We start from the raw sequence: 13,037 nt of genomic DNA, 5'->3' as shown, positions 1-13,037 counted from the left end.
GATCAGAGAATGAAGTTCGGAGTTCGATAAATGAAAAATAAAAATGTTTTTGTTGCTGGCCATGGTGGGATGGTCGGCTCAGCAATTGTCAAACGACTACAGGGCTTACATGGCATTAACCTTGTGCTAGTCTCTAGAACTGATCTGGATCTAGTTAATCAGCGCTCTGTAGATGATTTTTTTAAAAAAAATGCCATTGAACAGGTGTATTTGGCTGCTGCAAAAGTAGGTGGGATTTGGGCAAACGATACTATGCCTGCGCAATTTATTTATGAAAACTTGCAGATTGCTAGTAATGTTATCCACGCTGCTTATCAAAACAACGTATCAAAGTTGTTGTTTTTAGGTTCTTCTTGTATCTACCCTAAGCTTGCTCCTCAGCCAATGTCTGAGGATAGTTTATTATCTGGGAAACTAGAGCCAACTAATGAGCCATATGCTATTGCGAAAATAGCAGGCATTAAATTATGTGAGTCGTATTGCAGACAGTATGGTTGTGATTTTCGCTCTGTGATGCCGACAAATTTATATGGTCCCAACGATAATTTTGACTTAGAAAACTCACACGTAATTCCAGCTCTACTGCGTAAGTTTCACGATGCGAAGGTTAATAATAGTGAGTCAGTAACTATCTGGGGAAGCGGGAGTCCTAAACGTGAATTTCTCCATGTTGATGATATGGCTGCTGCTTGTATTCACGTGATGAATTTATCTAAGGAAGAATACTCTCAATGTACTGAGGAGAAAGTGTCACATGTAAATGTAGGGACAGGTGTAGACTGCTCAATATTGGAGCTGGCGAATAAAATCTCAAAAGTGGTTGAGTACACAGGCGATATTAGGTTTGATTCAAGTAAGCCTGATGGTGCTCCAAGAAAGTTGCTGAAGGTAGATAGGCTAAAGAACATGGGCTGGGAAAGTAATATTCTATTGGATGAAGGCCTGAGAGATACATATCAATGGTTTCTTTCAAATATGGATAGCTTAAGATTGAAGTAAGTTAATTGTGTTTGCTAGGTTGTGTTGTTAAAGAAGTTTTGTTCCAGGGGCAGACCTCTTTTATAGCAGTAAGAGTTTGTATATTTAGTCTGATTAGATTGTTCAAAACAAAAGAAGGTGAAAAATGTCGAAGAAAGTGCTGGTGACTGGAGCATCGGGTTTTATTGGTAGCCATTTGGTTGAAGAACTTGTTAAAAATGGCCATCAAGTTCGAGCGTTTGTTCACTATAATTCAGCTAATAGCTGGGGAAACTTAGAGCATTTACCCAAGTCTGTCCTTGAGCAGGTTGAAGTTATTCTCGGTGACGTGGCGGATCCGTTCGCTGTGGAAAAGGCTGTATACGGCTGTCAACAGGTGTTTCATTTGGCTGCACTTATCGGGATTCCTTACTCATATATTGCTCCCTCATCGTATGTTACAACAAATATTGTTGGCACAATGAATGTTCTTGAGGCAGGTCGAAAGTATGATGTAGATCGCATTGTACATACATCGACGAGTGAAACATACGGATCTGCTCAATATGTTCCAATAGATGAAAAGCATCCGTTAGTTGGCCAGTCTCCCTATTCAGCTTCTAAAATTGCCGCGGATAAGCTAGCAGAAAGTTATTATCTTAGTTTTAATTCTCCGGTAACTATTGTGCGTCCTTTTAACACTTTTGGGCCTAGACAAAGTATGCGAGCAATCATTCCTACGATAATAGCTCAGGCGTTGACTCGAGATAGTATCGAGCTAGGAAGCTTAGACCCTATTCGAGATCTAACTTTTGCAAAAGATACTGCAAACGGTTTTATTTGTGCTGCAAAAAGTGAGCTCTCATTAGGCAAGACAATTAACTTGGGAGTAGGTTCTGGAGTAAGTATTGGGGAGCTGGTTAATCTTATATGTTCGATTCTAGAAATTGCCCCCAACGTATTACAAGATCCAAATAGGGTGAGGCCGGAGAAGAGTGAGGTTTCAAGACTAATTAGTAATAACAGTATGGCTAAAGAACTTATGGGCTGGGAGCCTAAGGTTTCCTTAGAAGATGGCTTATTGGAGACAGTTAATTTTATAAGAGCTAATATAGGTCAATTTAAAACTTCCTCATACGTTGTGTAGTCAATAGGAGATGTGATGAAAGATATCTCGCAAGAAATGGAGGCTGTGCTATTGGCTGGTGGGAAAGGCACGCGATTACGTCCATTGACGTTAACTTTCCCCAAGCCTCTTGTACCCTTGGGGCATAAGCCTATTATCGAGGTCTTACTTAATAAGTTAAAAAACTCTGGAATATTCGATGTAACAATTTCTACGGGGTATCTGCCAGAATTAATTAAAGCCGTATGCGGCAATGGGGATAAATTTGGGTTGAATATCCAATATTCCCATGAACAGCAGCCGTTAGGAACCGCTGGCCCCATAGGTTTAATGGAATTTTCAACAGAACATATCATTGTAATGAATGGGGATTTGTTGACTACGATGAGCTTCAAGAACATCTCTGACCATCACCTCCAAGAAGGTGCCGACGTTACAATCGGTGTTTATCAAAGGGAAGTTAAGATCGACTTTGGTGTGGTTGATATGGACGAAAATAGTAACTTTATAGGTTTTCAAGAGAAGCCTGTATTTAATTATGATGTGAGTATGGGGGTGAATATACTCTCAAAGAGAGCGCGAGATATGATCGTTCCAAATGAACGGCTAGACATGCCTGATCTGATTATGAAGGTGCATAATGCAGGTGGGAAGGTGAGTTGTTATAGGGAAGATTGCTACTGGTTGGATATCGGCCGAATGGATGACTACGCTCAAGCTCAAGAAGACTTCGAGAATAATGAACACCGATTTTTATGCAGTTAATTGATGCGTACAAACCTGTAGTACTAGTTACAGGGGCTACCGGTTTCATTGGGCGTTATTTATGCAAACTGCTTCGATCCAGGTACCCACAATCTCGCATAATCGGGCTTGGGAAATCTCCTTCTACCCAAGCTTCTGATAATGCAAAAACTAAGATATTAGATGAGTTTCATAGCGTTGATTTATGCGATATGCATTCCTCGATGGAAACCCTTTCCGTAGTGCCAGAACCAGATTATGTTTTTCATTTGGCGGGAGCGTTTGGAAATATAGATTTAGTTGACCTCTGGAGATTGAACTTAGGTCTGACAATTAACCTGTTTAGTTGCATGTCTAAAGTTGGCTTTTACAAATCGAAAATTATTGTGGCGGGGTCAGCTGCGGAATATGATTACAAAAAAACGGGAGTATATGATGAATCCGATCCAATAGGTGGTCAGTCGGGATATGGTAAATCTAAAGCGGCTGCTTCTATGGCAGCTTTGTTTTTATCGGCTCAGTATGGATTATCTACCACAATAGCTAGGCCTTTTAATGTAATTGGTTTAGGTATGTCCGATAAGCTTGTATTGGGTAAGCTTTCTAATCAGATACTTAGTGGTTGTAAAGAAATTAGGTTAGGCCGGTTAGACTCAATTCGAGATTTTATAGATGTTGAAGATGTTGCTGAAGCGTTTATACAAATTGCAATTAACGGGTCAACTGGTACGGCATATAATGTTTGCACAGGAAAAGGGATTACAATAGGATGTCTTGCTGAGAAAGTCGTAGATATATCACGTTCTAGAGTTCCAATTTTGTCAGATGTAGGTCCTACCCCCACTGGGGATTCGGATAAGGCCGTTGGTGATAATTCAAAGCTGTTTAATGAGTTAGGCTGGACTCCAAAAATCAGTTTGGTGGATTCAATTCAAAAAATACTACGTGTGTAGTTTTAGTGCGCCAGCCAGATTTATAATAATTTTTTCTTTGAGAGTAAAATGATATAAAAATAGAAAAAACGATAAGTTTATATAGTGAATCAGATTAGATTCGAGCTAAATTCTTTTCGGCCCCAACTGACTTGCTATCAAGCAAAGTTTTCATTGGCGTTTTGCCGCAGGATCTCTTCCCTTAATGAGTTCGTTCATTGGTATAGCATTCCGCCCAATCGTCCAGGTCTTTTGCAACTCCTCCAAACTGCGGCACAACTTCTTTCGGAAAGTGACTTGGTAAAACTCGTTTAGAATCGTTTTATGGATGAGCTGACAGATCCTCCCATTAGCCTGCGGAGACATGGTCTTGTGTCCACTTCCCTTAATATCAGACAGCGTTAATTCGAGTTTTCTGAGATGATGATTTACTCAGGAGGCAATAATGAAGAAATCTCGATTCACAGAAACACAAATTGCATCTATTCTCAAAGAAGCAGATGTGGGTCATGGCATTAGCAATGCCACCTATTACAACTGGAAAAGCAAATACGGTGGAATGGAAGCCTCGGATGTGAAAAGGCTGAAAGAACTTGAGGAAGAAAGCAACAAACTGAAAAAGATGTTTGCTGAGCTTAGCCTTGAAAATGCGGCACTGAAGGATTTGTTTGAAAAAAGGGTTGGTGACAGTAGAATGACGAGAGTCGGCTTTATGGCTTTTTGAATCAGGCTTGTCGAACTGGTAAACTTGGGCGAGCCAGTTACTACCGGGTTCCCAGAGATTGGCGAGCCGTCGATGCTGCAGTCATTGATGCCTTGAATGAACAACTCCAAAACTCCGCTAGAGCGAGGTTCTGGAAGTGTTACAAGCGTATTCGACTTTTAACCATAAACGAGCTTATCGTGTCTATTGTCGAATGGGGCTGAATTTACGCAGAAGAGCGAAACGTGTTCTCCCCAAAATAATAAGGAAGCCATTGGTGGTAAGTCAGTATCCAAATTGCCATTGGGTGCTTGATTTTATGCATGATGCACTGTATTGCGGTAAGCGTTTTCGTGCACTGAATGTGATTGATGAAGGGACGCGTGAATGTGTAAACACCCCATCATTAGTGGCACTTTAAATTAGAGGTTTTCGGCGATTGAGTTTTGGCCAGATATTCCCATGGCGTCAGATCTCCTAGTGAATCATGTGGCCGTTCTTCGTTGTACTCACGCATCCAGTTTTCAGTTAACTCACGAACCTGGTTAAGCGTTTTAAATGCATACCGATTTAAAATCGCTTCGCGGTATGTACGATTAAGCGTTCGATAAATGAATTTTGTGTCGGCGTTCCCGGCTTGATAAATTCCAAGCCAACCTGGTGAGGCTCAGCCCATTCCGCTAATGCACATGAAATAAACTCCGGCCCATTATCCATTCGCAGTTTTGTTGGGTAACCACGCCAAGCAATGATCCGCTCCAACACGCGAATCACTCTTGCCGCAGGCAGGCCCAAATTGACTTCAATGGCCAAAATTTCACGATTGAAATCATCAACCACATTAAAGGTTCTGAATCGACGGCCACACATCAAGGCATCACTCATAAAATCCATTGACCAGCAGTGGTTGGCCTTTATGGGCACCATTAATGGCTCAGGGTTTCTTGTTGGTAAACGCCTTTTTCCCTTGCGCCGTTTGTTTAAATTCAACTCACAATAAATGCGATGCACTCGCTTGTGATTCCAGTGATGCCCATTTGGGCGCAACATTTTCAGTAATTTGCTAAAACCATAAACGGGATAGCGCTCGCTAGCCTCCTGCAATGCAAGGATGACCGGGTCATCACGATGTCTGTCCGGCCGATAGCGATAAACAGAATCACTAATCCCTACGATGTGGCAGGCACGCCGTAAGCGATATCATGCTGTGCTTTGGTGTAATCCACCAGCTCACGCCGCACAGTAGGTGCTACAGCTTTTTTTCAACAATATCCTTCAGAATCTTATGATCCAGGCTCAGCTCGGCATACATTTGTTTTAGTCGGCGATTTTCTTCTTCCAAATCTTTAAGTCGTTTAACGTCAGACGCCTCCATGCCACCGTATTTTGTTTTCCAGTTGTAGTAGGTTGCATCCGAAATACCATGCTCTCGGCAAGCTTCCTTGGCCAACCGACCGCCTTCAACTTCTTTTAACGATCTGGGTTTCTGTAAAACGTAATTTCTTCATTGTGTGCTCTCCGTATGGAACAGTTTAAGCCGGAGAACTCTCTCTATTTTAGGGGATGGTTACATAGGGTTGTCTCTTTAATGGGGAAGTGGATAGCCCCTGTCTACCACTACACTCAGCCGCTTCTAACCGAAACTCCGGGGTAAATGTCCGACGGGTTCTTTTACTCATAGTGCTCACCTTATTATGTCTGAAGTGATAATATCACCTCTAATTAGGTGGCCAAATTCACTATACCACTACACGGCTTTTGTCTTAGTGTGGTCAATGTCATTTATAGCAAGATAAAGCTGGTAATCATGCTGCTCAACACGGCCACAATACTCTGTTCTTCTATCCGTCAAGATGCGCAGGATAGGAAGCTCTTGCTGTTCGAAAAAAGGAAGAGGGTAGTCTAAGTTATTTTGGGGTCGAATTTTTTGTCAGAAAAGCGCGCTAGTTCGCTCCGCAATGGGCTTGCTTGCCAGTAACCTCTAACTCTCTTCAGAGCCGGCTTTTCAATTAGTCTATACATTATAGTAGCAATACAAATACTTATCAGGGAAGGTGTTAATATAACACTTACACTATTTGCTAATTCATAATCTTCTAGTAGTTTTATTACTACATACCCAATATTTTGATGTGTCAAATACAAACTGTATGAAATGCTTCCCAAAAACACTAAGGGTTTAACAGCTATGAACTTAAGTAAGTTACAGGTAAAGAGAGTAAAGGTGGCATAAAAAGCGCAATGTAACCATATGCTTGTATCTCCGATATAGAGACCAATAATTAAGCTTAAGAAAGCGATAGATAATGAAATAAAGTTCTTTACTATCATAAACTTATAAAACATCATCCCTGCTATGAACAGGTAGCCGTGAGTGAGGAGCAGTGTTAGTTTGATTGCTTCATGTATAGTAACACCGGAGCGTGATTCTGCGGCGTACGCCGCAGTAATAAGTAGTAGCCATAGCAATGAAATCAGCTCTATTCTTTTTAACAAGTTTAACAAGTAGAGTGAAAACATAATCAAGTAAAACGCTAGTTCAATGGCCAGTGTCCAATAGACCCCGTCCACTGCGGGTATTCTTAACCACTTTTGTAGCATTGTCAGGTTTAATAGGGCATGCTCTATAGAAACCTCTCTTCCTGGAAGAGAAAAAATAGTCACAATACTAAAAGTCAATAAAACGGCTATCCAATAGGCTGGATAGAGTCTTGAGAGCCTGGATACTATGAAATCGAACGCACTTTTAGTTTTGTCGAGGGTTAAGAAAATCACAAAACCACTTACCATAAAAAATAGATGGACTCCGGTTTTTCCTAATTCGAAAGTAAATAACGGAATCGTTGTCGAATACCCTAGGGATTGGGCATGCCAAGTCGTGTAGTGGTAGAGAACAACCATTATTGCAGCTAACCCTCTAATCGCATCCAGCTCCGCGTATCTTTTTGTCATTATTTACCCGTCTTGTTATGAGTTAGGAGTCAACTGTATGTAAGGCTCAATAGATCAAAGTGTAAATGCTTTAACTTCAATTAAAAAGTGCTTATTCGTAAAGGATGTAGGTGGTTCTACTTCAATCTATAGTGGTCAAGTATTTTTGGCCACGGTTTTATAGTTAATCCAATACTGCTTTTCTTTTTCGTTCGGTGTCATTGTATTATTGTGTCTGTGAGGCCTTAGTTCATTGTAATACCGAGTGATATATTTGTTGATTGATTCTCTCACCTCTTCAAAAGATCGGTATCCATAGTTCGGAACCCACTCCGTTTTTAAACTTCTAAAGAAACGCTCCATCGGGCTGTTGTTCCAACAATTGCCTCTACGACTCATACTTTGTTCAATACGGTAGCGCCACAATAACTGTCTGAACTTTATGCTTGTGTAGTGACACCCTTGATCTGAATGGAAAAGAACACCACTCGGTTCGCCTCTAATTTGGTATGCCATCGACAAAGCCTTGCTCGTTAACTGGCTGTCTGGAGAAAGCGAGAATGACCAGCCAATGATTTTTCTTGAATACAAGTCAAGAACCACTGCCAAGTACGCCCAGCGTTTTCCAACCCATACATAAGTAACATCACCACACCAAAACACATTTGGCCGTTCCACACAAAACTTTCTATCCAGCGTGTTTGGTACTGTCAGATGCTCCTGGTTGGCCTTCCGATATCTGTGCTTGGGTGTTTGACAGCTGACTAGCGAAAGCTCTTTCATGAGCTTTCCAGCCAGGTAGCGACTCAAGCTGACTCCTTTAGCTGATACCATGCTCGCAATGGTTCTTGCGCCTGCTGACTGTCCGCTTTGGCCATGAGACTCCCGAACTAACGCTTTTAAATATACACGTTCTGGACGTTCGACCTGGGAACGGTGGCGCCAATATGTGTAGCTGCTTCGATGAACATCAAAGGTGTTGCACAAAAGCTTTACTGAATAACCCTCTCGTAAACGATCAACTAGCGCAAATTGTTCATCGAGTCTGACATCAAGAGAGCGGTAGCCTTTTTTAATATTTCATTTTCTGTTTCTTTGCGCTTGAGCTGCTGTTCAAGCTCACGAATCCTGCGTTGCTCTGGTGTCATTGGTGTAGCGGATGGTTTATAACCTGCGCGCTCATCTTTGAGCTGACGCACCCATTTATCCCTCGTGGATACCCCCACATTCATCGCCTGTGCTGCATCTCTTGTGCTGTAGCCTTTGTCTATGACTAACTCAGCCGCTTCTAACCGAAACTCCGGGGTAAATGTTCGACGGGTTTTCTTACTCATAGTGCTCAGCTTATTATCTCTGAAGTGATAATATCACCTCTAATCAGGTGGCCAATTTCACTATGCCACTACAGCTTCAGATGCACTGAGGTCACTGTCAAGGTGTATTCATGCAATATTTCTTGATAAGCGAGCGTCATGTTGGGCAATGGTGCTTGGCTGCTTCCTGTCTCGCGAATCGTAATCGCCGCCATGAGAAACCTGAAGCAAACGACATATCATTCTGACAGGAAAGGTATACGGCAGTGTTCGATAATGTGGTATTTCACTTGGGGTGCTTCGCGAAGTACGCTGTCGTTTCTCGTAAAAAATCCCGCTCTCGCTTTACTTCGGCTAACTCATACGAAGGTGAGTGACTTCCTCATCTCTTGGGTTGCCATTACTGGGGAACACGGTCTTAGTCGACCCTGAAAACTCTTTAACCCAATGCATGAGCAAGTTGTCATCAACGCCAAGACTATTGACTATATGGCTAATGCTTGTTTGGATTTATGTACAAGTACAATTGTTTCTTGTTTATACTCGCGAGTGTATTGTTTTCTTGTTCTTGTCATCTAACATCTCGTTAATGTGGATTATCCACTCTTAACCAAGTGTCTGTTATACCTGGGTAAAACCACCATTGATCGATTCCCAATGGTGCAAACCTTTTGTCCTTACTCTCCGTTATTTGTGTGCAGCAAAGAGCCTGATTACAAAAAAATAGGCACGTCGGTTCAATAATAGGTAATGGCCGCTTAAAGTGGGCCTTGCCAGAAGTGGCTACATTATTTATTCGAGGCAACGATTGCGCGAAAAAGTATTTGGAGAAATTGATAAACAAGTTTGGCTAGGGAAAGACGCTTTCTATTCTCGTGAATAAATTTGGGTGTGACGTGTACTATACTATATGATGAATCGAAACGATGTGTTTGAGATGAACCATTTCTTTCAAACAGAATAGGTTTTGAGTAGCATGTCAGAGCTTGCGTGTATAGCTGGTGGTACGGCGCTTAAAAATCCATAGGCAAAATCATCTGTCTAAGCCTTGAGCTCATTGTTTGCCTGATTTAAAAAGCAAATCCGTTCTGTTTTGATTAGACAATACACGCTACTCTCCTGACAACTAATTTGACTAACCCTTATCTGAGCAAGTGTATAACTGGATGCGTCAGTAAGCCCGAACCTGACCGAGAGTATCCCTGTAGTCATCCTACGGACAGCAAAGCGATCCAAATTCGTCCATCAAATTTGGATCGTAGCACTTAAACCTAAAAATGCCTAAGAAAACTGAGGTACAGACTCTCGGTAGATGTTTGGTGCCTAGCAGTCGAACTATTTTTATTAACTCTTGCCATGTGGGTGGGCGAGTGTTTTGAAAACCTATTAGTCTTTGACGGGTTCGGTTATATGGTGTTATGCCATTCCGGTGTTGGGGTTGCTAAAAAAGCTGGGGAAGCATTTTTCAAATACAAAAAACTACTTCAGGCAGTGATGTGGTTTTCTATTTGGCTCCGCCTGCTGGGCTCGAACCAGCGACCTAATGATTAACAGTCATTTGCTCTACCAACTGAGCTAAGGCGGAGTGATGTAAGGCTGTTGCCTTGAAAGAGCGCGTATACTAAACATCGTTTAGCTTGGTGTCAACCTTTTATTTCATTAGTTAACTCATTGATTTATAAAGAGTTAACTGGTAGAACCGGGCGGATTTGAACCGCCGACCCCTACCATGTCAAGGTAGTGCTCTAACCAACTGAGCTACGGTTCTAGCAAGCCTCTTATGCTGTGGCTATCATAAGAGGGCGCGTATTGTAATCATTCTTTTTTTTTCTGGCAACCTCTTATTAGTTATAGGCTAGCTATGGCTGCAACCCCAAGAGCAGCTTGGTACATAATGGTTGTTACACTGCTCCACATTGTTATAGGGTCGACCCTATCGGTGTCGACAGGAACAACAATAGTATCGCCGGGTTCTAAGTTATTGCCTTTTACTTTGAACCATGCTGAACTCTTGGGTAAAAACACCCTCCCATTTGCTTTTACTATGTATATTCTTTTTTTGTCTGCATTCTGTTTCGTTCCTCCGGAGCGTTCAACATAATCCATTGTGTTTAGCTTCCGATCAAAAAAATGGGATGTCGGATATTGTACTTCCCCTACTACCATTATTGAGGGTTTGTGTTTTGGGATTGTTAGCGAATCGCCGTCTTCAAGTGGGAAGTCGAAAGAGTTCGGTTCTGATAGAATTTTGGGAAGGTCAATTACCATACGACCGAGGGGTCTCACTTTACTTAGGTTTTCAATTATTTTTTGTGCTTCTTTGTCGTCGACTTTACCTGGCTTTAGGGAGCTTTCTGTTAAGTTTGTTGCGGCGATATCACTTTCTATCTTTGCTTTTAGATCTTGCAGTCTTTCTTCCTCTAGCTCCCTTAACTCAACTCTTGAAAAAACAGCCCCTGATGCATAGGCATGAGGTGTTAAGCCGCCGGAGCGATGTATTACGTCCATAAGAGTCTCCCCAGGAAGGATTGAGTAGGTTCCTGGATGCATGACTTCTCCTTGGAGGGTAATTGTTTCTTTTTCTTTCCACATCGGAACTTTTAGTATTCTTAGAGAGTCTCCTTCGACCAGCTGAGGGTTTTCTTGGAAAGGGTCAATTTTAAGGTGCATCACTGAGTTGTTTCGATTTTCGTCTAGTGTTCTTCGTGTGATTTCTGCTCTGGTTTCCAGTGCGTGCTCTAGAAGTCCTCCAGCAAGATGAATAAGGTCTTGAGCCTTCATGTTGTCCGCCAGGGGGTACTCCCCTTGAAATCGAACGCTGCCATCAACGCGGACTGTTTTTTCTCTTTCTTCAAAGCTTGCTTGAAGTTTCATTTGTGAAACTAGTTCTTTTAAAAGTTCGGTCCTGTCATCTTCGTAGTTGAAAAGAATTACTGAGTCTCGAGGGTGCAGAAGCGGGTTTTCCGCACTGCTGGGATTTCTAAATGCTTTTTTCGGAGAAAAGATGACAGTAGTTATTTTTCTAGTAAGCTTTTGTTCTCTTTTTATTAGGCCGATTTCTATGTCGGGGTTAGCGAGTAGCTCATCGACATCAGATACGATATCTGTGAATCTCATGTTTTGTCGCCAGGCAAATCCTCCTGGTCTTTTTACATGCCCGTCTAGCTTCACAATATCTCGCATTGTGTTGAGTGTAGAGAATATTTGTATTACATCTGCGTCTTTTAATTTAAAACTCTTTCCCTGAGGTGTTGATAGGTCTAAATTTACAAGGGTTTTTTCTCCTGCTTGAGTTATTCGTTCGATTCTTGATGCGGGCATATAGGCTGTAGGGAGTAATCCTCCAGCTAGTTTTAATGCATCTTCCACGCTCTTTTCACTTTTTAGTTCGTAGATCGCAGGCCGTTTTACGTCACCGGATAAGCCAACGGTTTTTCCTATTGGAGGGACAAATATTACGTCACCTGGTAATAGACGAGAGTCATCGCTAGTATCACCCCTAAGCAACAGGTCATATAGATCGAGGGTTGTAACAATTTTTCCGCTACGCTTTAGCTGTATATTACGTAGTGAACCTATTTTAGTAATGCCGCCGCTTGAAAATATTGCGTTGCTCATTGTCGATAGAGAGCCTATGACATAGGAGCCGGGGATTTGTACTTCACCTAAAACAAAGACGCGGATTGTACGTAATTCTGACATGGTTACGGAGCTGGTAACACCAATCATTTGTTTGGAGACGATTTCTTCAACTTTTTTTGATACTTGTGAGAAAGTTAAACCTGCAAGTGTTATTGGACCAATATCTGGCAGGAGTATGTTTCCTTCTCGGGTAATGCTAAGGGTTTCTGTTTGGTTTTTTTTGCCAAATAATTGGATAACAAGTGTGTCTCCGGGGCCAAGAACGTAATCTGAAGGGATGGGAATGTCTGTGGCTGGGGCAAAAGCTTCTCCTCCTAAATCAAATACGTTATACCCAAATAGTTCGATATCTTCGTCGGTAGTTTCGGGGCTTTCGTCTTCTTCAAGCGAAATGCCTTTTTCCAGATCCTTGAGCTGTTTTTCCAACTGTATTTTTTTTTGTTGTTGGATTCGATCTCCAGTGACTTTTTCTGTTGGAATGACTGAACTGGGGCTTGACCCACCACCTTCTAGCATGAATGCGTAGTCATCAAAATTGATACCAAGGCTCATGGCAAGTGCTTTTTGCTCCGCAGGTGGTAGTCGTTTGAACTTCTCAATTTGCTCTTTGCTTGGCATTTGTGCTTGCGTTGTTGTTGTAATACTGGCCAAGATTGCAGTGGCAAAAATAATACAAATTATCTGAGTGA

8 protein-coding genes, 2 tRNA genes and 4 pseudogenes are annotated in these 13,037 nt (G+C 41.9%); 5 read left to right on the top strand and 9 right to left on the bottom strand.

Going from position 1 to position 13,037, the window contains the following annotated elements; genetic code table 11:
- Window positions 1-30 precede the first annotated feature (30 nt).
- The 4 genes from P5V12_RS12750 (at window position 31) to P5V12_RS12735 (ending at window position 3,780) form a co-directional block, all read left to right on the top strand.
- Window positions 31-999 carry a GDP-L-fucose synthase gene (locus P5V12_RS12750; protein ID WP_316953468.1) on the top strand — a complete coding sequence of 323 codons (969 nt, stop codon included), beginning with the start codon at window positions 31-33 and terminating at the stop codon, window positions 997-999.
- Window positions 1,000-1,123: 124 nt separating this feature from the next.
- Window positions 1,124-2,104, top strand: a complete 981-nt coding sequence (locus P5V12_RS12745; protein WP_316953467.1) for an SDR family NAD(P)-dependent oxidoreductase — start codon at window positions 1,124-1,126, stop codon at window positions 2,102-2,104.
- A 15-nt stretch (window positions 2,105-2,119) separates the two neighbouring features.
- On the top strand, window positions 2,120-2,848 hold the full coding sequence (locus P5V12_RS12740; RefSeq protein WP_316953466.1) for a sugar phosphate nucleotidyltransferase: 729 nt from the start codon (window positions 2,120-2,122) through the stop codon (window positions 2,846-2,848).
- Complete coding sequence (locus tag P5V12_RS12735) at window positions 2,839-3,780, top strand: NAD(P)-dependent oxidoreductase (protein WP_316953465.1); 942 nt, start codon at window positions 2,839-2,841, stop codon at window positions 3,778-3,780. Before P5V12_RS12740 ends, P5V12_RS12735 begins: the two co-directional genes overlap by 10 nt.
- 94 nt (window positions 3,781-3,874) lie before the next feature.
- On the opposite strand, the pseudogene P5V12_RS12730 reads toward P5V12_RS12735, so the two are convergent.
- Window positions 3,875-4,131: pseudogene (locus P5V12_RS12730) on the bottom strand (IS481 family transposase); the annotation flags it as partial.
- Window positions 4,132-4,204: 73 nt separating this feature from the next.
- On the opposite strand from P5V12_RS12730, the pseudogene P5V12_RS21785 reads away from it, so the two are divergent.
- Window positions 4,205-4,856 (top strand): annotated as a pseudogene (locus tag P5V12_RS21785) (transposase); the annotation flags it as partial.
- Between the two features lie 12 nt (window positions 4,857-4,868).
- Here P5V12_RS21785 and P5V12_RS12715 read toward each other — a convergent pair.
- From P5V12_RS12715 to P5V12_RS12680, 8 genes and pseudogenes are all read right to left on the bottom strand, one after another.
- A pseudogene (locus tag P5V12_RS12715) lies at window positions 4,869-5,970 on the bottom strand (IS3 family transposase).
- 48 nt (window positions 5,971-6,018) lie between these two features.
- Window positions 6,019-6,141 carry a transposase gene (locus P5V12_RS12710; RefSeq protein WP_316953463.1) on the bottom strand — a complete coding sequence of 41 codons (123 nt, stop codon included), beginning with the start codon at window positions 6,139-6,141 and terminating at the stop codon, window positions 6,019-6,021.
- Window positions 6,142-6,212: 71 nt separating this feature from the next.
- Window positions 6,213-6,365: pseudogene (locus P5V12_RS12705) on the bottom strand (IS481 family transposase); the annotation flags it as partial.
- Complete coding sequence (locus P5V12_RS12700) at window positions 6,365-7,414, bottom strand: acyltransferase (protein WP_316953462.1); 1,050 nt, start codon at window positions 7,412-7,414, stop codon at window positions 6,365-6,367. The gene P5V12_RS12700 and the pseudogene P5V12_RS12705, both read right to left, overlap by 1 nt.
- Window positions 7,415-7,549: 135 nt before the next feature.
- A protein-coding gene (locus P5V12_RS12695; protein WP_316953461.1) for an IS3 family transposase occupies window positions 7,550-8,727 on the bottom strand; the annotation gives its coding sequence in 2 pieces (ribosomal slippage) (window positions 7,550-8,469 and window positions 8,469-8,727; 1,179 coding nt in all).
- 1,488 nt (window positions 8,728-10,215) lie between these two features.
- A tRNA-Asn gene (locus P5V12_RS12690) sits at window positions 10,216-10,291 on the bottom strand.
- 106 nt (window positions 10,292-10,397) lie between these two features.
- Window positions 10,398-10,474 (bottom strand) — tRNA-Val (locus P5V12_RS12685).
- 80 nt (window positions 10,475-10,554) lie between these two features.
- Window positions 10,555-12,966, bottom strand: coding sequence for an SLBB domain-containing protein (locus P5V12_RS12680; RefSeq protein WP_316953460.1), 2,412 nt, complete (start codon window positions 12,964-12,966; stop codon window positions 10,555-10,557).
- Between the last annotated feature and the right edge of the window lie 71 nt (window positions 12,967-13,037).

Source organism: Teredinibacter sp. KSP-S5-2 (assembly GCF_032773895.1).
Classification (GTDB): Bacteria; Pseudomonadota; Gammaproteobacteria; order Pseudomonadales; family Cellvibrionaceae.
Note: the sequence above shows the minus strand (reverse complement) of the source record. Positions and strands in the feature narration are given on the sequence as shown.